Below are 24,570 nucleotides of genomic sequence, written 5' to 3'. Positions count from 1 at the left end.
ATTTAAGTGAGTAATTTTTATGGAACTTCAGGGCATTTGTCATAAAATGCACGTCGGCCTCAAGGACCTTAGTGTAACTGATCAACAGATACAGCGGGCAAATGTTGAATATAAATTAATTTTAGATCGTGCAGAAATTGATCTTCCGTTTAATTTAGGCCAAGAAATCGAGATTGAATGGACCGGTAATATTTACTGCGTGTCTTGTGGCAACAAAACTTCCAAATCATTTTCGCAAGGTCACTGTTTTAAATGTTTTAAAACCAATGCTTCATGTGATATGTGCATCATGAAGCCAGAGACGTGCCATTATCATTTGGGCACTTGCCGCGAAGATGAATTTGCACAGAATGTCTGCTTCCAACCACATATTGTCTATCTGGCCAATTCCAGTGCATTAAAGGTCGGCATTACCCGTACCAGCCAAATGCCGACTCGCTGGCTTGATCAGGGTGCCTCCCAAGCCCTGCCGATTATGAAAGTGGGCTCACGTCGTCTTTCCGGAAAGCTTGAGGTCATGTTTGGTACGCAGGTTGCTGATAAAACTGACTGGCGCAAGCTACTGAAAGGTGAAGCAGAACCATTGAACCTGATTGAAGTGCGTGAACAACTGCTGGAAGAATTTGCGCCTAAAATTCAAAGCATTCGCGAAGAATTTAATCAGAATCTAGAATTTAATGAAAATATTGAAGTATTGGAAGATGAATTCGCACGAGAGTTTATTTATCCGGTAGAACAATATCCGGAAAAGATTAAATCGCATAATCTGGATAAAACTCCTGTGATTCGTGGCAAATTACAAGGCATCAAGGGCCAGTATTTAATTCTGGATACTGGCGTGATTAATATGCGCAAATATACCGGTTATCAACTGATTATTCGTGCTTAAACCATTATTTGCCTAGAAAACAAAAAACCAGCCCGCAGGCTGGTTTTTTTATACAACAATTTTATTTGATTTTTGCCTGAGATTTCAGGTAACGCGTATAGTCATCAAATTCCTGCTGACCACGAAGTTGCTGATATAACTTCACCAACTCACTACGCTGTTCTGCACTTAATACATCCACCGGATTTTTCTTCACTTCTGATACCGCAACCACAACCAGTTCATTCGGCATTTTCGCTGTGGTCACTGACCAATGGCCTGCTTTTGGTGTCGGCAGACTAAAGGCCGCACGCTGTACATCACGTTTTAGTAAACCTTCAGCACGTGTGTAAACGCCAGCATCTTCAAAGATCAAATCACCTTTCGCCACTGCTGCAGCCGGTTTGGTTTTGAACTCATCCAAAGCTTTCTGAATTTTTGCTTTTGCCAAAGCAGCTGCCTTGTCTTCAATCAACTGAGCCTTAACACGGGGTTTTGCTTCTGCCAATGTTTGTTCGCCGGCTGCATGATAATTACGCACCTTTATCCAGGCTACATCACCATTGGCTAACTGAATGCTTGATGAAGCATTACGATCACCATTTTTAACATCGTCATTAAACAATTTGACTTTGAGGTTAGCATCGCTCAGCACAGGATCACGGGTCGAAAGTGTTACACCTTGGGCTTTCTGGACTTGTACACCTTTAACTTCCTGTGTAACGACATCCAGAGAATCACTTCCTACCACCATATCATTTAGCGTATTGACCGTATCAGAGAATGCATTGGATTTTTTAGCAGCCAAGGCTTCTTCAGACAAACGTGCTTTTTGTGATTCAAAAGAAGGAACTGCAACATCTGGCGTTTGCACAGAAATGATGTGGTAACCATAATCTGTTTTCACTGGTGCAGACACCTGACCCGATTTTAAAGAACTAACCGTCTGATCAAATGCAGTACCAAATACACCTTCTTCATAAACGGCAAGCGCGCCACCTTTAGACTTAGATTCAGGGTCTTCAGAATATTGTGCTGCTGCCTGAGCAAAAGTAGTACCGGCTTTAATTTTGGCTGCAATATCGGTCGCCAGTTTTTTTGCTTCAGCATCACTACGACTGTCCGCCGTAATTAAAATATGCTTCACATCTGGTTTAACTGTCTGTTTTTGTGTTGCAACAAAGGCGGTATAGGCTTCCTGAAGCTCAGCCTCTGTAACCGCTAAACTCTCCACCTGAATATCGCTTGGCTTTAACACCACATAGTCGACATCTACACTGGTCGGCTGTTTAAATAGCGTTTTGTGTTTTTCATAATAAGCAGCAATATCTGCATCCGTCACTTTGACATCTTTTTTATAGCTGTCCAGATTAATGCTGGAAATATGAATATGACGTTGTTCAGTTTGTAAATCGGCAATCTGCTGCATTTCGACTGGGCTTACCAGTGGATAATCCAGGAAAGTCGATGACAGCATCTTCAGCGCATGATCTTTACGTAAACTTTCAATCAAAGCGCGATTGGTCATGCCAATTGATTTTAGATAATTTTCATATAAAGCATTCGAGAACTTGCCATCTTGCTGGAAAGTAGGCTGCTGAGCAATCATCTGTTCAATTTGCTGGTCACTCAGACTGATCCCTAATTCTTCAGCCTGTTGCAGCAATAAAGTACGTGCAACCAGAGTATCCATGGCTTTCTGGTCAATGAAGCTTTGATTCAGTAAAGTTTCATCCCCATTGGCATAACTGAGATATTGTTCTTTAAATGATTTGGTCAGTGACTCTAATTCTTTTTGAGATATTTCAGTCCCGTTCACTGATTTTGCCGCATCAGAGTTTCCGCTGCTAAAATATCCTTCAATACCTACAAGTGCTAACGGGGTCAAAAACAGAACGAGCAAGACTTTGCCCAACCAACCCTTAATAACTTTACGAAAAGCTTCCATAAGTATTCCAATATTTTATTTGCAAAGGATTTTAACCGAAAATACCCATTGAATGAATGTGTTAATCATCACAATTAAATTTATCAATAAAAAACGCGCCAAAGAAGGCGCGTTTCGTCGCTGGGTAAGCTTAAGCTACAGCGTCTTTTAAGCCTTTACCTGCTTTGAAGCTAGGTACTTTGCTTGCTTTGATCTCAAGAGTAGCACCAGTTTGTGGGTTACGGCCAGTACGTGCAGCGCGTTCTTTCACACCGAAAGTACCAAAACCCACTAAAGTTACTGTATCACCCGATTTTAAAGCTTCAGTAACAGAAGCAATTGTAGCATCTAAAGCTTTACCTGCGTCAGCCTTAGATAATCCCCCTTTTTCTGCAATTGCATCAATTAATTCTGATTTATTCATGAAGATTACGTCCTCTTAATATCGTTTATTTAAGGTTCAAGAATTGGTTTAACATGCCATAACGCCTTTATAGCAATGCTTTAGGTATAAACGCAATACTTAAGAACCTCTTTTTTTTCAAAAAATATGCGAAAAAAACATTGAATAATAAATAAAGTCATTTTATTTAAGTTTTTTCGGCAATTCTTCTTTCATTTTTTCTTGTTCCGCAGTCAACTGATCAACCTTGGCATGCAACTGGAGAATTAAACGTTCCAAATACTGTACATCCTTCAGTGTGACTAATCCTATACGATTCAATGAGTGATGAACAGAGTTGTCGATTAATTTTTCCACTTTGTCTTTGGTGTCTGTGACCGACTCTTTGGCTTTTTCTGAAACCTTCTCTACAGTTTGATCGGCAATATCTGCAGTTTTAGATTCAAGTTCTTCCCCGACCTTGACCAGCGAGTCAAACAGTTTATTGCCTTCCTCTTCTGCACGTGAAAATGCCCCAAGTCCAGCCAACCAGATCTGTTTGGTGTATTTACGAAAATCAAGAACCGATTTGCGCTCCGAGGCAGATTTAGACTTGGGTTTCAGCATTTTCTCATTCGAAGCTTCAGCTGAGTCTTGTGCTGTTTTTGACTTGTCCATGTGCACGGCTCCTGTTTGTTTTCTGCGCAATTATTATAAATTATTCTACAAAACCACTGCATAATAGCAAATTTAGTACTTGATAGATTTGATAAACTGTTCTACAAAGCAATTTATTTCAAGTCTAATTTGATTTAACCCTGAAATCTCTTCACAAGCAGGAAGCTTTTTCACTTTATATTTCAGGTAAGGATTGGTTGTATATGAGCGAATCGCAACAAAGTCAAAATCAACCGCATTTGTTGCTTACGATGACGTTAATTGTTTTAGAGACAATATTTACTTTCATTCTCAAGCATGATCGTGTCGTTGCATTACAGGCCAAAAAGTTTGTAGATAAAAACATCTCGATTAAAATCAATAGCTATATTCCATATTTCGACTTTTATGTGCAATTCACCCCCAATGGACTATTATTTGACCACAAAGCACCGGGCCGCATTGTCGACCTGGATGTGCGCACTACACTTCCCGATCTGATTAAAATTTTCATTTTTGGCAATCGTCGTAGCATTCGCAGCATGCGCATTGATGGCAATCAGGTTTTAAAAGATGAGTTTCGTGATCTGTTAACCGTATTCAGCTTGCCAAAAGTACTAGCCGACTGGAAACACTGGCTGTCTGATGCGCCGACGGATGAAGCGGAAATTATTGCTTCTAAAAAGCGTATTGCACCGCTTTTAAAGAAAATTGAAGAACAGCGCTCCAAGATCAATACCCTGCAAGTGGAAGTCAAACAGTATAAAAACCGCCTGAAACGGATCGAACGCCGTCAAAAGCGTATTAATATCATTTTTGGCCTGAGCAGCGTACTTTTGATTATGTTATTAGTGTATAATTGGCTGAGCATGTAAATCTTTCATTCTCCAAAAATTAAATCCCACTAAGGTCTACTAAAAATAACTTGACTAATTTAGTCGGGATTCATAAAATCTACACATCTAGTCTAACCATGTGTATCGAATCATGCGCCTAACCACTCGCGGTCGCTACGCTGTGACTGCTCTACTTGATCTAGCTTTGCAGCCTTCTGAAAAAACGATAACGCTCGCTGAAATTGCAGCACGTCAAACTATTTCTGTTGCTTATCTTGAGCAGTTATTTGCGAAGCTCAAGCGTCATGGTTTAGTTTCTAGTGTTCGTGGCGCAAATGGTGGTTACCATTTAGCACGTAATGCAGATGAAATTACTGTGTTAGCAATTATTGAAGCTGTAAACGAAACAGTTGATGCGACTCGCTGTGACCATAAAGGCAATTGCCAGAATGGCGCGATGTGCTTGACTCATGATTTATGGCAGGAACTCTCCCATCACATCGCCGATTATTTAGAAAAAATCTCGCTTGCTGATCTGGTTGCACGTGACAACGTCCAGACTGTGTCATTACGCCAAAAATCAGCACCTTTAGATTCAGCCCTTTTATCGGTTACAGGTATTTGACATGAAACGTCCGATTTATCTTGATTATGCAGCTACAACTCCTGTAGATCCTCAGGTTGCTGAACGTATGATGGAATGCTTAACATTCGATGGTACCTTTGGTAATGCGGCATCTCGTTCACACGCGTATGGTTGGCAAGCAGAAGAAAAAGTTGAATATGCACGTGAACAAGTTGCGAATTTAATTAAAGCTGATCCACGTGAAATCGTATGGACTTCAGGTGCAACCGAGTCAGACAACCTTGCGCTTAAAGGTGTGGCTCATTTCTATGCATCTAAAGGTAAACATATCGTTACCTCTAAAATCGAACATAAGGCAGTTTTAGATACCTGTCGTGAGCTTGAGTCTGAAGGTTTTGAAATTACCTATATTGAGCCTCAACCTCAAACCGGTTTAATTACGCCTGAAATGGTACAGGCAGCGATCCGTCCAGACACAATTCTTGTTTCCCTGATGATGGTAAACAATGAAATCGGTACTGTGACTGATGTTGCAGCGATTGGTGAAATCACTCGCGCCAACAAGATTTTCTTCCATGTCGATGCAGCTCAGGCAGCGGGTAAAGTTGAAATTGATCTTTCAACTTTAAAAGTAGATTTGATGAGCTTCTCTGCGCATAAGATCTATGGCCCTAAAGGTATTGGCGCACTGTTTGTACGTCGTAGCCCGCGTGTACGCCTTAAAGCTGAAATGCATGGTGGCGGCCATGAACGTGGTATGCGTTCAGGTACCCTTGCGACTCACCAGATTGTAGGTATGGGTGAAGCGTTTGAACTTGCAGGCAAAAACTTGGAAGCTGAACAGACTCGTTTACGTGTACTTCGCGACAAGCTGTGGAATGGTTTACAAGGTCTTGAACAAGTGTTCCTGAACGGCCATCCAACACAAAACGTAGCGAACTACCTGAATATTAGCTTCAACTTCGTTGAAGGCGAATCATTGATGATGGCATTGAAAGATGCTGCGGTATCTTCAGGTTCGGCATGTACATCTGCAACACTTGAACCATCTTATGTACTTCGTGCATTGGGTCTTTCAGACGAACTTGCACACAGTTCGATCCGCTTCAGCTTCGGTAAATACACCACTGAAGAAGATATCGATCACGTATTGACTATCACTAAAGCTGCTGTTGAGAAGTTACGTGAACTTTCTCCGCTTTGGGATATGTATAAGGAAGGTATTGACCTTTCTAAAGTTGAGTGGGCTGAGCACTAATTTTCATTCTGAGATAGTGACAAATCCGTTGCTATCTCATTGAGAAAAGTTTTTTTACCCCCATATTTAATACTGAGGCTGACCCCGAGGTTTGGAGAAGCAACATGGCTTATAGCGAAAAAGTAATTGATCATTACGAAAACCCTCGTAATGTTGGCGTTTTAGATAAAAATGCTGAAAACGTTGGTACTGGTATGGTTGGTGCGCCAGCATGTGGTGACGTGATGCGTTTACAGATTCAGGTAAACGATGAAGGCGTGATTGAAGAAGCACGTTTCAAAACTTATGGTTGTGGTTCTGCCATTGCATCAAGTTCACTTGTGACCGAATGGCTCAAAGGTAAAACTTTGGATCAAGCTCAAGCGATCAAGAACATTGATATTGCAACTGAACTTGCACTTCCACCAGTAAAAGTACACTGCTCTGTTCTTGCTGAAGATGCAATCAAAGCAGCTGTAGAAGACTACCGTAGCAAGAAAGTTAAAGCTTAATTGTTCCACGTTTTGAAATTTTAACGGAGTTTTCATGATCCATTTAACTGAAAATGCTGCAACTCATATCAGCAATTATTTAAAAAATCGCGGTAAGGGTGAAGGCATTCGCGTTGGTGTGAAAACTTCAGGCTGTTCTGGTCTGGCCTATGTGCTCGAGTTCGTCGATGAAGTCGATACACATGACCAAGCCTTTGAGCAGTTTGGGGTTAAAGTATTCGTTGACCCGAAAAGCCTGGTTTATCTTGAAGGTATGGAGATGGACTATGTTAAAAACGGCTTGAACGAAGGCTTCGAATTTAACAACCCCAACAAAAAAGGCGAATGCGGTTGTGGTGAATCCTTCACTGTATAAACCCGGCAGTTATTCTCTTTTTGACATTAAAACAGTGTGTTTCACACTGTTTTAATTGCATTTATACAGTTACTTTTGCACATTAATCGCGGATCCCATCTCCCATGAATCATTTTGAGTTGTTCAACCTTCCTGTAGCACTCGATATTGATTTAGCGGCTTTAAAGACTGAATTTTTAAAGTTGCAGCAACAATATCACCCAGATAAAGCTGAAGACAAAGATCAGGCTCTGATTAAATCAAGTGATATCAATCAGGCATTTAAAACCTTGTCAGCGGTCGATAGCCGTGCAGCGTATTTACTGTCTCTCAAGAAACAGGATTATCACTTAGATCAGTCGATCAGTGATTTTGAATTCTTGCAGGACGCTCTGGAAATTCGTGAACAACTTGACGATGCAACTTCTGCTGAAGATTTAACTTCACTGAAAGTCGAAGTCCAGCAATGGATTGAGGGCTTGGTTCGCGAGTTCAAAATTGATTATGCGGATGAAGACTGGGCCGAAGCACGCGATACAGTGCGCAAACTACGCTTCTTCGTTAAAGTCATGGCCGATATCGACAAAGCGGAAGACCGCTTCCTGGACGATGACAGCTTTGATCTTGATGATGATTTCTAATTTTTAGTATTTAATATTTAACGTGCAAAGGATGTAACACTATGGCTCTCTTGCAAATTGCAGAACCAGGTCAATCAAGTGCACCACATGAACACCGCATTGCGATTGGTATCGATTTAGGCACCACCCACTCTTTGGTTGCCACGGTTCTTTCAGGTAAAGCCAAAGTACTTAATGACGAACAAGGTCGTGTGCTACTTCCTTCTATCGTGCATTATGCAGAACAACAGACTCAATACGGCAATGAAGCTGCGCCTTTCATTACTACTGACCCTAAAAACACCATCGTTTCTGTAAAACGTTTTATGGGTCGCTCGAAAGCTGACATCAAATTCCAGCATCCTTATGCGTTGGTTGGTGAAGCGAATGAAATGCCGGCTTTTGAAACCGCACAAGGCCGTAAGACGCCGGTTGAGATTTCTACAGAAATTTTAAAGCAGTTGAAAGACCGCGCTGAAGCCAGTCTGCAAAATCCGGTCAATGGTGCCGTTATTACTGTTCCGGCCTACTTTGATGAAGCACAGCGTCAGGCAACCCGTGATGCTGCTCAACTTGCTGGCTTGAATGTTTTACGTTTGTTGAATGAGCCAACCGCTGCTGCTGTTGCTTATGGTCTCGATCAGGAAAGCAATCTAAGTACAGATCGCAACTATGTGATCTACGACTTGGGTGGTGGTACCTTTGACGTTTCGATTCTGCGTTTTAGTCAAGGTGTGTTTGAAGTTCTGGCAACCGGTGGCCACACTGCCCTCGGTGGTGATGACCTAGATCGTTTGATCCTGAAATGGGCCAAGAAACAACTGAATATTGACACCTTGAATGATGCAGAATATGCACATTTTGTGGTTGCAGCACGTAAAGCCAAAGAAGCTTTGTCTGATGCAGATTCAGTTCAACTCAAATTGCTTGATCAGGTATTGACGCTTGACCGTCCGACATTTGAAGAGATCATTAAAGTTGCTTTGGATAAGACCATCAGCGTATGTAAGCGTGTGATGCGTGATGCCAAGCTTGAACTGGATGACATTCAAAATGTCGTTTTGGTCGGTGGCTCAACCCGTTCTTATGCAGTACAAAAAGCCGTGCGTGAAGTATTCAATCAAGAACCACTATGCACTATTAATCCGGATGAAGTGGTTGCGATTGGCGCATCAATTACTGCGAACCAATTGATTGGCAACTCAACTGATGGCTCATTACTATTAGACGTGACGCCTCTGTCTCTTGGTCTTGAAACCATGGGCGGACTGGTTGAACGATTAATTTCGCGTAATACTGCGATTCCAGTCGCTCGTCGTCAGGAATTTACGACTTATCAAGATGGCCAGACTGCCATGTTGATTCATGTGGTTCAAGGTGAACGTGATCTGGTTGAGCATTGCCGTAGTTTAGGGCGTTTTGTCCTGCATGGCATTCCACCAATGACTGCCGGTCAGGCACGTATTGAAGTGACGTTCCAGGTCGATGCAGATGGCTTGCTGACTGTATCTGCCAAAGAAACCACCTCTGGCGTGACGGCTCAAATCGATATCAAACCATCTTATGGTTTATCGGGTGAAGATACTGAACGTCTGTTGCTAGACGGTTATAAGTTCGCTGAAGAAGATAAGAATCTTCGTCATTTGAATGAAACCAAAGTGGAAGCACAGCGTGAGCTGGAAGCACTGGTTCAGGCACTCCAAGCGGATGCCGGTCTGTTGACTGAAGATCAACTTGCAGCACTGCAAACTGCGCAAGCACAACTTGAAACTCAGCTTCAGGGTTCAGATATCAAAGCGATTGAATCTGCCGTTGAACAGCTTAAAATACATAGTGATGCTTTTGCAGCAGCACGTATGAATCAACATATTGATGCAGCTCTTAAGGGCACTAAACTCGACGACTGGTCAAACTCAAACTAATTTAAGGTAACGACTATGCCACGTATTAAAGTTCTTCCACATGCGCAGATTTGCCCCGAAGGTGCTGAGTTTGAAGTCGAACAAAATGCCAATCTTTGCGAAAGCCTGCTAAAAAATGGCATTAAAATCGAACATGCTTGCGATATGTCAGCAGCGTGTACCACCTGCCATGTAGTGGTACGCAAAGGTTTTGACAGCCTGGAAGAAATGGATGATGTTGAAGCTGACTTACTCGATCGTGCCTGGGGTTTAGAACCTGATTCACGTCTTTCTTGTCAGGTTAAACTGGACGATGAAGATCTGGAAATTGAAATTCCAAAATACACCATTAACCATGCGTCAGAAAATCACTAAGATTTTCGTTGCAGGCTAAAATAAAAAACCACGCTCATGCGTGGTTTTTTCTCTTTATAAGAAACAATTAAAGTAAATTTACATGAACTTTAAATGTGTTCAATTACTTCATCCTCAAGCTTCAATTTGACAATACCTTGTGAATTGGTCATTTTCTGCTGAGTTTCAATGCGTTTAATCATTTTTTCTAGTACATGAATCAGCTCAGGATATTCAAAGTTTTGCACTTCATCCAGATTCAGCAATAAATGAAAGCCCTTATATTCATAATCGAACCAGCGCTGATACTCGACTTTCTGAGACGCATATTTTTCCATGACCTGCCAGGTTCTTACATGTGCTTTAATGCCTTTCAAGAATATCGGCTTTTTCGGTGCACAAAGATAATCATCTTTGATCAGATTATGAGTATCTTCCGAAATCAGGATTTCATCGACTTCCGCTGCACTTTGCAAACGCGCTGCCAGATTGGCATCACGTCCTACAATGGTATAAGCCATACGATGCGTAGCCCCATAATTCCCTACGTGGCAATAACCGGTTGAAATCCCCATGCGGATATGCAGTGGCGGATAACCCATTTTAATCCAGCGTTCCCGCAGCAATTTCATTTGCTGACGCATCGCCAATGCCATTTCCATACAGTTCTTAGCATCCTGTTCCACACCTTCGGAGTTCGGATCACCAAAGAAAATCAGGATGGCATCACCCATGAATTTATCGACAGTCGCTTCATAATTTTTAGCGATTTCGGTCATATGCCGAAGATAGTCATTCAACAGGAATGCTAAATCATCTGGAATCAGAGTTTCAGATAGCTCTGTAAAGCCTTGAATATCAGAGAAAAAGATCGTCAACTTTTTACGTTTATATTCAATTTTGGCTTCAGATTCACCTTTCATAATGGATTGCCATAACTGCACGGGCGCATAGCGACTCAGCTGATTGGCAAATTCCATATAACGGTTCATCTGTTCGAAATAATGGTCTTTTTTCTGGGTCATGTATTGCACACGACCACTTTGATAAAAACTTCCGACACCAAAATAGGTAATCAGACAGATAAAGCCTAAAACGGTCAACTCACTGCTGGTCGGTTCGAAATAATTATTAAACCCAAAGACCAGAATATTGGCCAGATAAAAAAGCGTAATCCCGATCAGGCTGGCTAGAGATGCCATCATAAATGAAATTTTATTGCTGATCGCGGTATAGAGCACTGCGACCAGACCCAGCAAGGACAAGACCAAGTCCAGATGCACGGCCGCCAAAACCACCGAAATGACAATGACATCAATCAGGAAAAGAATATTACGCCGGATGTGATAATCATGACGATAGATCAGCCAGCGAGATAGTTTCGGTGTAATTAGCAAAACCAGAAACAAAAAAAATGGAACAAAAAGCTGATACTGGGTATCTGGTTCAGTGTAATGAAAGACGACCAGAACCACAGACAGCATGATGTATCCCATCATGCGATGGAAATACTCAAACTGATGGGGTTCTTTTTGAATCCAGTCGTCTAATTGCACTCACTCCCTCCCTGAAGTCCGCAACTGTTCATGGTTCTCGGAATGCCTTGGCTGATTAGTCCATGCGCCAGTCAAATGGCATGTCGCCCTGACCACGTAAAGCCAGCATTAAGGTTTGACGCATATGTGCCAATACTTCACTGCTATAAGGAACAGCAGGTGTACCCCAAACAGGCTTCGGCCATGCAACGTCGTTCTGATAACGAACTACATGATGAAAATGCAATTGCGGCACCATATTACCCAGCGCTGCTACATTCATTTTATCTGCACGGAAAACACGTGCCAGCTGGCTTGATAACCAGCTTGACTCTCTTAAAAACTGCTCTTGGTCAGCTTGACTCAATTCATATAATTCAGAGACACCCGGCACACGTGGAATCAGAATGAGCCAGGGAAATTGCATATCATTCATCAAACGACATGTTGACAAAGGAAAGTCGCCTACAAAAAACGTATCTTGAGCAAGTTGTGGATGCAAACTAAACATATCTTTATAAATGATGCAAAATTAGAATGATGGCTAATACTAACATATCCAACTGAAGCTGAATATTGAAAGCAATGTGTTTAAAGACAAATTCTCATGATTTGTTGCGAAGCACATCACAACAATTACTGTAAACAATTCATTAAAAAAATCAAGCCTGTTGTTCCTGCAAACTTCATTGGAAAATGAAATCCAAACTGAATTTTCAGGCTGATTTAATCGAATAAAATCAGTGCAATTCTTTAAGCAGACTGTCCAGTAAATCCTGTATAAACTGAATCCGCTTTTGATAGTCTTCCAGCATGACCATGACTTTTAGACGTTGACCGCCATCCATCCGGAAATAGGTCGGATGTTTCTGCATCATCTGGATAATCGTCATGGCTTGAACCGGAGTATCCGGTGCAAATTCAATATGCCCACCCTGACTGCTGATATCAATTTTAGTAATACCAAGCTGCTCGGCTTTCAATCGAATCTGATGTACAGCAAAGAGCTGTTTGACCGGTTGCGGCGGTATACCAAAACGATCGATCAATTCCATCCGGATATTGTCCAGTTTTTCCTGGGTATCAGTATTACTGATGCGTTTATAGAACAACAGACGTTGATGCACATCACCCAGATATTCATCTGGAATCAACGCTGGCATATGCAGGGTAATTTCGGCAGTCAATGACAATGGTGCATCGAAGTTTGGCGTTTTGCCTTTTTGAATGGCTTTGGTGGCTTTTTCCAGCATTTCCATATACAGGCTATAACCAATAGCCTGCATCGAACCACTCTGCTGCTCACCTAGTAACTCACCTGCGCCGCGAATTTCCAGATCTTCGGTTGCCAGCATAAAACCGGCACCCAAGGTCGAAGCACGCTGAATGGCATCCAGACGTTTTTCTGCATCACCTTTTAAGGCTTTTAAAGACGGCACCATTAAGTAGGCATAAGCCTGATGGTGTGAGCGTCCTACACGTCCGCGTAGCTGATGTAATTGTGCCAGGCCCAGCTTGTCAGCACGTTCAATCAGAATGGTATTGGCATTCGGAACATCAATCCCGGTTTCAATAATGGTCGAACATACCAGAACATTGTATTCCTTGTGATAGAACTGCTGCATCACCTGCTCCAGTTCACGTTCACGCATCTGCCCGTGGGCCACAATCACCCGCGCTTCCGGCACCAGTTTACGGATATGCTCGGCGGCACGATCGATTGTATCAACTTCATTATGCAGAAAATAAACCTGACCACCGCGCAGCAATTCACGCAGAATCGCTTCTTTAATGGTGTCATCGGTATGTTCCTGCACAAAGGTTTTCACCGCAAGACGGCGTGCCGGCGGTGTGGCGATAATCGACAGATCACGCATGCCACTAAAGGCCATATTCAGTGTCCGTGGAATTGGAGTTGCAGTCAGTGTCAGCATGTCGACATCGGCACGCATCGCCTTGATTCGTTCCTTGTCGCGCACCCCGAAACGATGCTCTTCATCGACAATCATCAAGCCAAGATTCTTAAACTGAACATTTTCCTGCAAAATCTTATGTGTACCAATCACAATATCGACTTTACCTTCAATCAGGTCGTCAATGGTCTTGGTATGTGCTTTGGAAGAGCCGAAACGTGACAGCACTTCAATCCGGACTGGCCAGTCGGCGAAGCGGTCTTTGAATGAATCATAATGCTGCTGTGCCAGCAAAGTGGTCGGTACCAGAATCGCCACCTGCCGGTTATTCTGTACTGCAACAAATGCGGCACGCATTGCGACTTCTGTTTTACCAAACCCGACATCACCACACACCAGACGATCCATCGGCTTGGCCTGCTGCATGTCATGCAACGTCGCTTCAATCGCATTGGCCTGATCCAGTGTTTCTTCATAGGCAAAGCCACTGGCAAATTGCATATACAGGCTTTGATCGATTTCAAAACTGATCCCGGGCTTGGAAGAACGCCGTGCCTGAATATGCAGCAATTCGGCCGCGACATCGTGAATCTGTTCCAGCGCTTTACGTTTGGCTTTATTCCATGCGTCCGTACCCAGTTTATGCAAAGGTGCCAGATCCGGATCACCACCACTGTACCGGCTGATTAAGTGTAGATTGGTCACCGGCACATAGACTTTGGCGGCATCCGCATAATCCAGCTGCAAAAATTCGTGATCCTGATCATCAATACTTAGGGTGACCAGACCGGCATAACGTCCGACCCCATAATCGATATGTACCACAGGCGCGCCCATGGTCAGCTCAGTTAGACTTCGGATCAGAAACTCTTCGGAAACTTCCTGTTGACGTTTGCGACGGCGCTGTACCACGCGATGTTCATACAGCTGATTTTCAGAAATTACGCTGACACGATCGGTCAATACCAGACCACGCTCTAAAGGCGCATTGGTAATGGCAATTGCATACAGAGATTGAATAAAACTATCAAAATTTTCAACCGTGGGGATATCACCCAGACTTGGCCTTAAGGCATCTTTAAGACTTTCCCGGCGTCCAGCACTTTCAGCCACTAGCAATACCGGATGATTAGCCTGATCAATATATTTTTTGATTTCATGAAACGGTTTTTCACGTTTCGGATCTACGGGCAGACGCGGTGGCAACTGGGTATCAAGATTCAATACCCCAGCTTTTTGATCAAAAGATGTTTGTGCGGCAATGATGCGTGCAAACTGGTTCAGCTGCTCCAGCACCTGATTGGTCTGAAAAAACAGGCTTTCAGGCGGCATGATCGGTTGGTCGACATTGTGGCGACGATCTTCATAACGGCGCACCACATCTTGCCAAAACTGGCTGAGACTTTCGTCCAGAGCCTTATCTGTAATGACAATGCCATTCTTCGGTAGGTACGAAATCAGTGAACTTTGGCCTTGCATGGCTTCCGCGCTGAAAAACAAGGGCAAATAAAACTCGATTCCCGGCGAGACTATGCCATCCATCACATCCTGATAGATCGGGTTTTTCTTTGGATTCGCGGTCGGGAAAAATTCGGCATAGCGGTCACGGAAAGTGGCACGACCTTCCTTGAGCGGAAATTCCTGTGCCGGCAATACGGTAAACTGCTGCAAACTTTGCGTGGTGCGCTGAGTTTCGGCATCGAAAAATTTCAGGCTTTCAATTTCATCATCAAACAGGTCAATCCGAATCGGTGCTTCCTGTCCCGATGCGTAGATATCCATGATACTGCCGCGTACCGCGAATTCACCTGGATCATAGACGGTATCGACCAGATGATAACCGGCCTGAATCAACTTTTTCTTTTGTTGTTCCAGATCAAATTTCTGACCGACATGAATATCGAAATGCTCACCCAGAATCCATGAGGTCGGCGCCACACGTTGTGCCAAAGTTGAGGCGGACAGCAACAGTACGCCAGTTTTTGGCATATTGGATAAGATTGCCAGACGTTCCGAGACAATATCCTGATGGGGGGAGAGACGGTCATAAGGCAAGATTTCCCAATCTGGAAAAATCGTGGGTTTAACCCCATAAAATTCCAGTTCACTTTCCAGTTGACCCAAATGCTGATTATTACGTGCAATCACGATAAATAAACGCGATTGCTGCTGCACGATTTCTTTGAGCAACAATGCCGTCGAGGAACCTTGCAGATTGCCTAACCAGCGTTTCTCGCCTGCTTTGAGTTGTGGTAAATTGAGTTGGGAAATTTCTTGTTGGAACATGGATATAGCTTTAAAGTCTAAATAACCTGAGGCTTATACTAGCACGATGATCTCAGGATATTTTGTTATTTTTATGCAGTCTTGCCACATCCATACGCTTCGATTTCAAGCCACTTTTAACACTTATTTTTTCTCTCGCAGAAAGTTACGATAATAATCATTTAACTTCTTGAGGATCATTTTAAATTGCAGCAGGTTCTCTTCGGTATTTCCCAAAGTCACATTAAAACGCTGATGGGCAATTTCCAGATCAATCTTTTCATTGATCAGCATCGCGGTGTCGTATAAAGCTTTTAAATCATCAAACTGTTTTAGACGGCGATTGGACAAATATTCTAAGCGTGTGGTCAGTTCCTGATTTAAATCAATGCCATCCACGATATAACCTGTGCCTTCGACATGCTGGATATTCTGCTCGTCTAAATATAGCTGTGCAGCAGTCGGTTTATTAGTTTTAAATAATGCACTGATTTTATCAAACATCGCCATTTACCCAGCCAAATAAAGTTCAGACCCTAGTCTAGATGAAAATGCCTCAAATCCACATATCGAACTTGAGGCAAATTGTCAAAATCACAACGATCAGTTGATTTGAGCTGTTTCAAGACAATTTATGCTATCAAGAAACCTGTTCGAGCTGACTCTCTGCTACAGGTATTTCAGACACCAGATTTTCAAATGCAAAAATCTCTTCTAATTGCGCTTCACTCAATAAGCCTAACTCTAATACCACCTGTGGCACGGTTTTATTTTCCCACATACATTGTTTGCCGATTTCATCACACTTGGCATGTCCCAGAATCGGTTCAAGCAAGGTCACAATCCCGACACTGCGCATGACGGAACTTAAGCAAATCTGTTCATTGGCCTGAATACCAGCAATACATTTCTGATTCAGGGTTTGCATGCCTTGGGTCAATAATTGAATTGATTCATTCATCGCCACGGCAATCACAGGTTCCATGACATTCAATTGTAACTGCCCGGCTTCCGCAGCCATAGTAATGGTTAAGTCATTACCAATCACCCGGAATGCAATCTGATTCACAACTTCTGGAATTACCGGATTGATTTTTGCCGGCATGATCGAAGAACCTGCCTGTAACTCAGGTAAGCGAATTTCAGCTAACCCTGTACGCGGCCCCGAGCTGAGCAAGCGCAAGTCATTACAGATTTTGGACAATTTCACTGCCAGACGTTTTAAACTGCTCGACAAGATAATAAAGACGCCACAATCGCTGGTCGCCTCGACATAATCTGCTGCACCTTTTAAAGGTAAACCTGTCAGGTGCGCCAAGATTTCCACCACCCGCTTGGCATAGCCCGGCGGTGTATTCACCCCGGTCCCAATGGCGGTGGCGCCTAAATTGACTTCCAGCAATAACTGTCGCATCTGTCCAATCAGCTTCAGGTCTTCTTTTAATAAGGTGGCAAATGCCCGGAATTCCTGTTCCATGGTCATCGGCACGGCATCTTGTAACTGGGTACGTCCCATCTTGATGACATATTCAAATTCGGCAGCTTTATGATCGATACAGTCAATCAATGCTTTAAGCACGCTCAATAACTCATCCAGACTGCTATAGGTCGCCAGACGCAAAGCCGTTGGATAGACATCATTGGTCGATTGCGAGGTATTGACGTGATCATTCGGATGCAGAATGTGATAATCACCTTTCTGATGGCCCGACATTTCTAGGGCAATATTGGCAATCACCTCATTGGCATTCATATTGATGGAGGTTCCGGCACCGCCCTGATAAGGATCGAGTGGAAATGCCGTTTGCCACGCTTCCGGATGCTGAATCAATTCATCACAAGCTTTCTGAATGGCAGTACTGGTCTGCTCGGACAATTTTTGAAAGTGCAGATTGGCTTGTGCCGAAGCTTTTTTCACTTGGGCCAAAGCACGAATAAAGTGCGTTTGTTGCCCCACCGCCAATCCAGAAATCTTAAAATTTTCGATGGCACGTAAGGTATGAATCCCATAATAGCTATGCAACGGGATTTGTTTTTCCCCCAATAAATCACGTTCAATGCGGGTCGGTTCGATTTGAAGCATATTGTCCACTAAAAAATACTCTTGGCGATGCACCGTATTTGGTGTGACATTAATATGAGCAAACAAATACAGGCCTAATAGGAAGACTTTAACCTAGATTTGCTACGATTTATTACCAATACGCTAAAGCTGTGAGTTTTGTAAGATTGTGTAAGCAATTGGCTAAGATTCAAATATTTTCATTATTTATTCAAAATTTCCACTTTTCCCCTGAATTCGACGTCGTATTGCCTTTTATCCGCTCAAGTTATTCCTAATTCAATTTCAGTGAATTACTACTCTATTTACAATAGGTATACATAAAAGCTGTGTAATTGTTACAGAGTGTAATTTTTAAACCATGCTTGAATCACCTCCTTGCAATCTCAGTACAAAAAATCATCTTGGACGATGATTTCCATATTTACAGGATGACCTGCCCATGACTTCTTTAAACCCCACCCTGATTACTTTCATGTTTTATATTATCGCCATGATTGCAATCGGTTTATATGCTTATCGTGCCACCTCCAATTTTGACGAATATATTCTAGGTGGACGGAGTCTGGGCAGTGTCGTCACTGCACTTTCGGCGGGCGCATCGGATATGAGTGGCTGGCTGTTGATGGGTCTTCCAGGAGCCATTTACTTGTCTGGTCTGTCAGAAGTCTGGATTGCGATCGGTTTGATTATCGGTGCATGGCTGAACTGGTTACTCGTGGCAGGTCGACTGCGCGCCCATACTGAATATCAGAACAATGCTCTAACCTTGCCGGATTATTTCACTAGCCGTTTTTCCGATCGTAAACGTATTTTACGGGTCTTGTCTGCCTTGGTGATTCTGGTGTTCTTTGCAATTTATTGTGCCTCAGGCATGGTCGCAGGTGCACGACTGTTTGAAAGCCTGTTTGGCTGGGATTACACCACAGCGCTTGTGATTGGTGCGATGGCGACGATTCTTTATGTTTGTATTGGTGGCTTTTTGGCGATCAGCTGGACAGATACATTCCAAGCCGGTTTGATGATTTTTGCCTTATTGCTGACTCCGATCATTACCTTCTTGGCTCTGGGCGACAACAGCCAGCAAGTGAGTGTCATCCTTGAATCGGCTCGCCCACATGCTTCAAGCATGCTTGAAGGTTTAAGCACCGTTGCGATTATTTCCAGTCTGGCTTGGGGCTTGGGTTATTTTGGTCAGCCGCATATTCTGGTGCGTTTTATGGCAGCAGATTCGGTCAAAACCATTCCTGCTGCACGCCGTATTGGCATGACCTGGATGATTCTATGCCTAGGCGGTGCAGTGGCTGCCGGTTATATCGGTATTGCCTACTTCAGTGTCAATCCCGCATTGGCTTCGGTGGTGAATCAAAACCCTGAAACGGTATTTATGGAGTTGACCAAAATCCTGTTTAATCCATGGATTGCCGGAATCATTCTGGCTGCTATCTTGGCGGCAATTATGAGCACCTTGAGCTGTCAGCTTCTGGTCTGCTCAACCACCCTGACCGAAGATTTATATAAGAGTTTCCTGCGTAAAAATGCTTCACAAAAAGAACTGATCTGGGTCGGTCGCGGCATGGTCTTGGTGATTGCCCTAATTGCCATTTCACTGGCGATTAATCCGAACAGTAAGGTTTTGGGTCTGGTGGCTTATGCCTGGGCGGGCTTTGGTGCTGCATTTGGCCCGCTGATTATCTTGTCGCTATTCTGGAAACGAATGACCCTCAACGGCGCAATTGTGGGTATGGTGGTTGGTGCCATGACTGTAATTGTCTGGAAAAATTATATGGGTGATACCGGTCTGTATGAGATCATTCCAGGCTTTATTCTGGCCACCCTCAGCATTATCATCGTCAGCCTGCTGGATAAAGCACCGAGTGCTGATGTGGTCAAACGCTTTGAAATGGCTAAAGCCGAGTATCAAAAAGAAATGGCAGAAATGAAAAAATAATCACCTTTTTTCTTGCACATAAAAGGGACTTAATCGTCCCTTTTATGTTTCTTAGATTCACAAATGAAGTTCTTGAAAATTACTTGGCTTTTCCCGGCATTTTCAGATGGATCTGCTGACTTTCTTTAATCACTTCCATCACCGGATAACTGCGCGTTTCTTTAATTCCGGGCAATTGCCACAAGATCTGACCAGAGATTTTCCGGAACTCATCCATATTGGCACAGCGGATTTTTACCACGAAATCAAACCCGCCACTGATCATATGACACTCGATAATTTCAGGAATCTGCCGCACAGCATGGGAAAATTCATCTAAAACATTCGGCGTGGTTTTATCCAATAAAATTTCAACAAAGACCACAAAACCATTATTCAACATGACTGGATTGAGGCGCGCTTCATAGCCCACAATAAAACCTTCCCGGGTCAGCTTTTGTACACGCGCCAAGGCTGCTGTAGGCGACAAATTGACCAGTTCAGCCAGTTTGATATTGGATAGCTTGGCATCGGATTGCAATAAACCCAGTATACGAATATCTATACGGTCAAGGTTCAAATAAGGACTTGGCATTAGAATTATTCTCTAAAAAAAGCGAAAACTATAGTGAGATATTCGTCAAATATTCTGTGATTATAGATTAAAACTCATTCACCTCAAAGAACTGATTGACGCAGTACAGGAAGTCACTATGCCAACCACTCTCCGCCCAGATTCAATTTTAGATTCAGCCCAGCACTCAAATTATATTGCTGAATTTAAACACAAAAACCAATACGAAGAACGTATTAATACGGTATGGCGTCGTGCAGAAACTGAATGCGTCGAAGAGTTATTGGCCCATAGTGAAATTTCTTCCGAGATGAGTGACAAGATTCAGGCGCTTGCCTTTGATCTCGCACATTCCTTACGTGAACGCAAAAGTTCCACTGGGAAAGCCGGTATTGTCCAAGGCTTATTGCAGGAATTTTCTTTATCTTCTCAGGAAGGCATTGCCCTGATGTGTCTGGCAGAAGCCTTACTGCGGATTCCGGACAAAGCCACACGTGACTTGCTGATCCGTGACAAAATCAATCAAGGTAACTGGAAAGAACATTTGGGCCAGAGCCAATTGATGTTTGTGAATGCAGCAGCCTGGGGACTGATGCTGACCGGCAAGCTGATGGAAACCCCACAGCAAAAAAGCCTGTCTAGCTTATTGACCGGTCTTTTGGCACGCAGTGGCCGCGGGATTATCCGTAAGGCTGTCGATGTTGCCATGCGCATGATGGGCGAGCAGTTTGTCACGGGTGAAACCATTGATGAAGCCCTGAAAAATGCCGAACCGTTGGAAGAAAAAGGCTTTCGCTATTCCTATGACATGCTGGGTGAAGCAGCACTGACCGATCCGGATGCTGAACGTTATTATCAGGATTATCAGCAAGCCATTCATGCCATTGGTCAATCTTCGCAGGATAAGGATGTTTATGACGGGCCTGGCATTTCTATCAAACTCTCTGCGCTGCACCCCCGTTATCAGCGTTCGCAAATGGATCGCGTGCATGATGAGCTCTATGCAAAAGTACTGAAACTCGCGGTCTTGGCCAAGCAATACAATATTGGTTTAAATATCGATGCTGAAGAAAGTGATCGCCTTGAGATTTCACTTGAACTGTTAGAACGCCTGTGTTTTGAACCACAATTACAGGACTGGAAAGGCATTGGCTTTGTGATTCAGGCCTATCAGAAACGCTGCTTCTATGTAGTGGATTACATCATTGATCTGGCGAAGCGCAGCCAGAAACGCTTGATGATTCGTCTGGTCAAAGGCGCATATTGGGACAGCGAAATCAAGAAAGCCCAAATTGATGGAATGTCAGATTATCCGGTATTTACTCGTAAGGTGCATACGGATCTGTCTTATATTGCTTGTGCGCGTAAGCTGTTGGCTGAACCGGATTATATCTACCCACAATTTGCCACTCACAATGCACAAACGGTAGCGACGATCTATCAGCTGGCACAACCTGAGCAGTATTATGCCGGCCAATATGAGTTCCAATGTCTGCATGGCATGGGCGAACCACTGTATGAAAATGTCGTGGGCGATCCATCGAAAAATAAACTCGGTGTACCATGCCGGATCTATGCGCCAGTCGGCAATCATGAAACCTTGCTGGCTTATCTGGTGCGCCGCTTACTGGAAAATGGTGCCAATACCTCCTTCGTCAATCGTATTGCTGACAAAACCTTGAAAATTGAAGATTTGATTGAAAATCCACAGCAAACCATTTTAAAGGCGTCAAAACAGGAAAGCGTATTGGGTGCCAAGCATCCGCATATTCCCTATCCGCAAGATCTTTATGCCGATGAACGATTGAACTCTTCAGGACTCGATTTGGCCAATGATGCTGAACTCAGTATTTTAAATGAAGTCGCATCCAGTCTGGCAAATACGCAATTTCAGTCAGCTGCTATGGGAACGGCATTTAGCAGCGTGGATACGCCCCATGCAGTTCCAGTGATCAATCCAGCACACCATCAGGATGTGGTCGGCACAGTCTATGAAGCAACTTCTGAACAGGCTGAAATTGCACTCACTCAAGCAGTTAATGCACAAAGTTTCTGGGCCAATCTGCCAAAAAATGAGCGTGCTGCCTGCCTGAATAAAGCCGCAGAACTGATGGAACAGCGTTTGCTTCCGCTCATGGTTCTTCTTTCTCGCGAAGCAGGTAAAACCTATGCCAATGCGATTGCCGAAGTACGTGAGGCGGTAGATTTCTTGCGTTACTATGCAGCTCAAGTTTTGGATCTCAGTGACAATGTACAGATCCAGCCTTTAGGTACTGTACTATGTATCAGTCCATGGAACTTCCCGCTGGCGATTTTTACCGGTCAGATTTCAGCAGCGCTGGTCGCTGGCAATACCGTGATTGCCAAACCGGCTGAACAAACACCGCTCATTGCAGCACAAGCCGTACAGATTTTATGGGAAGCCGGCATTCCGCAGGATGTGTTACAGCTATTGCCGGGCCGTGGTGAAACCATTGGTGCACAGCTCAGTGCAGATCCACGTATTCAGGGCATCATGTTTACCGGTTCCACCGAGGTCGCCCAAATTCTACAAAAAACCGTGGCAGAACGAATAAACCAGTTTGGAGAAAGCGTCACCCTGATTGCTGAAACTGGTGGTCAAAATGCCATGATTGTGGATTCATCTGCATTGACTGAACAGGTGGTGTTGGATGTTGTGAGCTCTGCCTATGACAGTGCCGGTCAGCGCTGTTCTGCCCTGCGTGTCCTCTGTGTTCAGGAAGATAATCTGGAGGCCGTACGCAGCATGCTCAAAGGTGCGATGCAACAGTTGCGCGTTGGCAATCCGGTCTTGCTGAAAACCGATATTGGTCCAGTGATTGATGCAGAAGCCCAGCAAAATATCCAAAAGCATATCGAGCAGATGCGCAGCAAAGGTCATACAGTTCATCAGTTGATGTTTAATCAGGACCAGACTGAATTAACTCCAGGAACATTCATTGCACCAACCCTGATTGAACTTCCAAATCTGGATGATCTGGAACGTGAAGTGTTTGGCCCGGTACTGCATCTGATCAGCTATAAATATGGCGAACTGGAACAGTTGTTAGATCAGATCAACAGCAAGGGTTATGGCCTGACCATGGGCTTGCACACGCGTATTGATGAAACCATGCAAACCGTGATTGCACGAGCGGAAGTCGGCAACCTGTATATCAACCGCAATATCGTTGGTGCGGTCGTGGGCGTCCAGCCTTTTGGTGGTGAAGGTCTGTCCGGCACCGGCCCGAAAGCGGGTGGCCCGTTGTATATCTATCGTTTAATGCATCAAGTATCCGAGAAAAAACTGGCTCAGCCTTATGCAGCTCAAGCTGAGCCAGCACTTGTTGAACATAAACTTGTTCAGGAGTTTAAAGCCTGGGTAGCTAAAACTTTCCCAACTTTATCTTTAAAAGCGCCTATGCAAATTGCGACTGGTCAAAGCTTTAGCCTGCAAGGCCCAACTGGCGAGGAAAATCAATACATGATCTTGCCACGTGAAAGCGTTCTCTCGTTAGCACATAGGGATCAAGACCAGATTCAGCAAATTCTGGCGATTTTATCGGTTGGCAGTCGTCCTGCGGTACTGGCAAACAATACTTTTATTCTGAAATATTTACCAACCATGCCAGCCGCGGTTAGCAAGCAATTTAAAGTGGTCCGGGATATTGAAACAGGTGTATTTGAGGCCGTCCTGCATCATGGTGACACTACTGAACTGATTGACTTGCAGAAACGCATTGCAACACGCCAAGGTCCAATTATTGGTATCACCCATTTAAGTTCGGGCAACTATGATATTCCGGTCGAGCGATTTGTGATTGAACGCGCGATCAGTATCAATACGGCGGCGGCAGGCGGCAATGCCAGCTTGATGACGATGGATAATCTCTAAATCAGTCCAATCATCTCAGCATTTTTAGCTTAAATCTTTCCTCTTTATGGCCAAACCTCTCTCCTCAGAAGGTTTGGTCTTTTTTATGCAGCTTTTAAAGCGGCTTGACTACAATAGGCTTAGGCAGATCGGCAATTTTTTGCTACCATTTGCGCTTTAAAATATTTGCGATTTCTTACTGC

The 24,570-nt window shown here is 43.7% G+C and carries 20 protein-coding genes; 11 read left to right on the top strand and 9 right to left on the bottom strand.

Features of this window, described 5'->3' with window-relative positions:
* The first annotated feature begins 19 nt into the window (after positions 1 to 19).
* The gene (locus ACNPNW_RS10750; protein ID WP_004646770.1) at positions 20 to 889 is read left to right on the top strand and encodes a DUF2797 domain-containing protein; all 870 of its coding nucleotides are present in this window, start codon (positions 20 to 22) and stop codon (positions 887 to 889) included.
* Positions 890 to 950: 61 nt separating this feature from the next.
* Here ACNPNW_RS10750 and ACNPNW_RS10745 read toward each other — a convergent pair whose 3' ends face one another.
* The 3 genes from ACNPNW_RS10745 to ACNPNW_RS10735 all read right to left on the bottom strand — a co-directional run bounded on the left by ACNPNW_RS10745 (position 951) and on the right by ACNPNW_RS10735 (position 3,855).
* Entirely contained in the window at positions 951 to 2,816 is a 1,866-nt protein-coding gene (locus ACNPNW_RS10745; RefSeq protein ID WP_004646769.1) for a SurA N-terminal domain-containing protein, read from the bottom strand.
* 130 nt (positions 2,817 to 2,946) lie between these two features.
* Complete coding sequence (gene hbs / locus ACNPNW_RS10740) at positions 2,947 to 3,219, bottom strand: non-specific DNA-binding protein Hbs (protein ID WP_004279807.1); 273 nt, start codon at positions 3,217 to 3,219, stop codon at positions 2,947 to 2,949.
* Between the two features lie 162 nt (positions 3,220 to 3,381).
* Positions 3,382 to 3,855, bottom strand: a complete 474-nt coding sequence (locus ACNPNW_RS10735; RefSeq protein ID WP_004646766.1) for a phasin family protein — start codon at positions 3,853 to 3,855, stop codon at positions 3,382 to 3,384.
* Between the two features lie 203 nt (positions 3,856 to 4,058).
* Here ACNPNW_RS10735 and ACNPNW_RS10730 point away from each other — a divergent pair, with 203 nt between their 5' ends.
* The 8 genes from ACNPNW_RS10730 (at position 4,059) to fdx (ending at position 10,235) form a co-directional block, all read left to right on the top strand.
* Positions 4,059 to 4,709: a hypothetical protein gene (locus ACNPNW_RS10730; protein WP_004646765.1), complete on the top strand. Its 651-nt coding sequence runs from the start codon at positions 4,059 to 4,061 to the stop codon at positions 4,707 to 4,709.
* 112 nt (positions 4,710 to 4,821) lie between these two features.
* Positions 4,822 to 5,295: an Rrf2 family transcriptional regulator gene (locus tag ACNPNW_RS10725; protein ID WP_004279811.1), complete on the top strand. Its 474-nt coding sequence runs from the start codon at positions 4,822 to 4,824 to the stop codon at positions 5,293 to 5,295.
* A 1-nt stretch (position 5,296) separates the two neighbouring features.
* Positions 5,297 to 6,514, top strand: coding sequence for an IscS subfamily cysteine desulfurase (locus ACNPNW_RS10720; protein WP_004279813.1), 1,218 nt, complete (start codon positions 5,297 to 5,299; stop codon positions 6,512 to 6,514).
* A 104-nt stretch (positions 6,515 to 6,618) separates the two neighbouring features.
* A complete protein-coding gene (gene iscU, locus ACNPNW_RS10715; RefSeq protein ID WP_004279815.1) occupies positions 6,619 to 7,005 on the top strand; it encodes a Fe-S cluster assembly scaffold IscU in 387 nt (128 codons plus the stop codon).
* Positions 7,006 to 7,039: 34 nt separating this feature from the next.
* Entirely contained in the window at positions 7,040 to 7,360 is a 321-nt protein-coding gene (gene iscA / locus ACNPNW_RS10710) for an iron-sulfur cluster assembly protein IscA (protein ID WP_004279817.1), read from the top strand.
* 104 nt (positions 7,361 to 7,464) lie between these two features.
* A complete protein-coding gene (gene hscB, locus ACNPNW_RS10705; protein ID WP_004646764.1) occupies positions 7,465 to 7,980 on the top strand; it encodes a Fe-S protein assembly co-chaperone HscB in 516 nt (171 codons plus the stop codon).
* 41 nt (positions 7,981 to 8,021) lie between these two features.
* Complete coding sequence (gene hscA / locus ACNPNW_RS10700; protein WP_448766967.1) at positions 8,022 to 9,881, top strand: Fe-S protein assembly chaperone HscA; 1,860 nt, start codon at positions 8,022 to 8,024, stop codon at positions 9,879 to 9,881.
* A gap of 15 nt (positions 9,882 to 9,896) precedes the next feature.
* Entirely contained in the window at positions 9,897 to 10,235 is a 339-nt protein-coding gene (gene fdx, locus ACNPNW_RS10695; protein WP_004279821.1) for an ISC system 2Fe-2S type ferredoxin, read from the top strand.
* Between the two features lie 89 nt (positions 10,236 to 10,324).
* On the opposite strand, the gene ACNPNW_RS10690 is transcribed toward fdx, so the two are convergent.
* From ACNPNW_RS10690 to aspA, 5 genes are all read right to left on the bottom strand, one after another.
* Positions 10,325 to 11,770 (bottom strand): adenylate/guanylate cyclase domain-containing protein, encoded by a 1,446-nt coding sequence (locus tag ACNPNW_RS10690; protein ID WP_004729820.1) that lies wholly within the window; start codon positions 11,768 to 11,770, stop codon positions 10,325 to 10,327.
* A gap of 55 nt (positions 11,771 to 11,825) precedes the next feature.
* Positions 11,826 to 12,260, bottom strand: coding sequence for an HIT domain-containing protein (locus tag ACNPNW_RS10685; RefSeq protein ID WP_004646760.1), 435 nt, complete (start codon positions 12,258 to 12,260; stop codon positions 11,826 to 11,828).
* A gap of 229 nt (positions 12,261 to 12,489) precedes the next feature.
* Positions 12,490 to 15,948 carry a transcription-repair coupling factor gene (gene mfd / locus ACNPNW_RS10680; protein WP_004646759.1) on the bottom strand — a complete coding sequence of 1,153 codons (3,459 nt, stop codon included), beginning with the start codon at positions 15,946 to 15,948 and terminating at the stop codon, positions 12,490 to 12,492.
* Positions 15,949 to 16,071: 123 nt separating this feature from the next.
* Positions 16,072 to 16,437 carry a hypothetical protein gene (locus tag ACNPNW_RS10675; protein ID WP_004646758.1) on the bottom strand — a complete coding sequence of 122 codons (366 nt, stop codon included), beginning with the start codon at positions 16,435 to 16,437 and terminating at the stop codon, positions 16,072 to 16,074.
* Positions 16,438 to 16,567: 130 nt separating this feature from the next.
* Positions 16,568 to 18,010, bottom strand: a complete 1,443-nt coding sequence (gene aspA, locus ACNPNW_RS10670) for an aspartate ammonia-lyase (RefSeq protein ID WP_420937276.1) — start codon at positions 18,008 to 18,010, stop codon at positions 16,568 to 16,570.
* 421 nt (positions 18,011 to 18,431) lie between these two features.
* Here aspA and putP point away from each other — a divergent pair, with 421 nt between their 5' ends.
* Entirely contained in the window at positions 18,432 to 19,940 is a 1,509-nt protein-coding gene (gene putP, locus ACNPNW_RS10665) for a sodium/proline symporter PutP (RefSeq protein ID WP_004646756.1), read from the top strand.
* A gap of 79 nt (positions 19,941 to 20,019) precedes the next feature.
* On the opposite strand, the gene ACNPNW_RS10660 is transcribed toward putP, so the two are convergent.
* Positions 20,020 to 20,514, bottom strand: coding sequence for an Lrp/AsnC ligand binding domain-containing protein (locus ACNPNW_RS10660; protein ID WP_004279833.1), 495 nt, complete (start codon positions 20,512 to 20,514; stop codon positions 20,020 to 20,022).
* Between the two features lie 118 nt (positions 20,515 to 20,632).
* Here ACNPNW_RS10660 and putA point away from each other — a divergent pair, with 118 nt between their 5' ends.
* Entirely contained in the window at positions 20,633 to 24,388 is a 3,756-nt protein-coding gene (gene putA, locus ACNPNW_RS10655) for a trifunctional transcriptional regulator/proline dehydrogenase/L-glutamate gamma-semialdehyde dehydrogenase (RefSeq protein WP_004646755.1), read from the top strand.
* Positions 24,389 to 24,570: the final 182 nt, after the last annotated feature.

The organism is Acinetobacter endophylla, assembly GCF_053543775.1.
The sequence above is the reverse complement of the archived record's forward strand: the minus strand, read 5'-3'. Positions and strand labels throughout refer to the sequence as shown.

Bases quoted from the DNA above. Each gene is read 5' to 3' on its own strand.
- ACNPNW_RS10745 (WP_004646769.1), bottom strand. From the start codon at position 2,816: ATGGAAGCTTTTCGTAAAGTTATTAAGGGTTGGTTGGGCAAAGTCTTG.
- ACNPNW_RS10685 (WP_004646760.1), bottom strand. From the start codon at position 12,260: ATGTTTAGTTTGCATCCACAACTTGCTCAAGATACGTTTTTTGTAGGC.
- hscB (WP_004646764.1), top strand. From the start codon at position 7,465: ATGAATCATTTTGAGTTGTTCAACCTTCCTGTAGCACTCGATATTGAT.
- fdx (WP_004279821.1), top strand. From the start codon at position 9,897: ATGCCACGTATTAAAGTTCTTCCACATGCGCAGATTTGCCCCGAAGGT.
- iscU (WP_004279815.1), top strand. From the start codon at position 6,619: ATGGCTTATAGCGAAAAAGTAATTGATCATTACGAAAACCCTCGTAAT.
- aspA (WP_420937276.1), bottom strand. From the start codon at position 18,010: ATGCTTCAAATCGAACCGACCCGCATTGAACGTGATTTATTGGGGGAA.
- ACNPNW_RS10720 (WP_004279813.1), top strand. From the start codon at position 5,297: ATGAAACGTCCGATTTATCTTGATTATGCAGCTACAACTCCTGTAGAT.
- iscA (WP_004279817.1), top strand. From the start codon at position 7,040: ATGATCCATTTAACTGAAAATGCTGCAACTCATATCAGCAATTATTTA.
- ACNPNW_RS10660 (WP_004279833.1), bottom strand. From the start codon at position 20,514: ATGCCAAGTCCTTATTTGAACCTTGACCGTATAGATATTCGTATACTG.
- ACNPNW_RS10675 (WP_004646758.1), bottom strand. From the start codon at position 16,437: ATGGCGATGTTTGATAAAATCAGTGCATTATTTAAAACTAATAAACCG.
- putP (WP_004646756.1), top strand. From the start codon at position 18,432: ATGACTTCTTTAAACCCCACCCTGATTACTTTCATGTTTTATATTATC.
- ACNPNW_RS10750 (WP_004646770.1), top strand. From the start codon at position 20: ATGGAACTTCAGGGCATTTGTCATAAAATGCACGTCGGCCTCAAGGAC.
- ACNPNW_RS10725 (WP_004279811.1), top strand. From the start codon at position 4,822: ATGCGCCTAACCACTCGCGGTCGCTACGCTGTGACTGCTCTACTTGAT.
- ACNPNW_RS10735 (WP_004646766.1), bottom strand. From the start codon at position 3,855: ATGGACAAGTCAAAAACAGCACAAGACTCAGCTGAAGCTTCGAATGAG.
- ACNPNW_RS10730 (WP_004646765.1), top strand. From the start codon at position 4,059: ATGAGCGAATCGCAACAAAGTCAAAATCAACCGCATTTGTTGCTTACG.
- hscA (WP_448766967.1), top strand. From the start codon at position 8,022: ATGGCTCTCTTGCAAATTGCAGAACCAGGTCAATCAAGTGCACCACAT.
- putA (WP_004646755.1), top strand. From the start codon at position 20,633: ATGCCAACCACTCTCCGCCCAGATTCAATTTTAGATTCAGCCCAGCAC.
- mfd (WP_004646759.1), bottom strand. From the start codon at position 15,948: ATGTTCCAACAAGAAATTTCCCAACTCAATTTACCACAACTCAAAGCA.
- hbs (WP_004279807.1), bottom strand. From the start codon at position 3,219: ATGAATAAATCAGAATTAATTGATGCAATTGCAGAAAAAGGGGGATTA.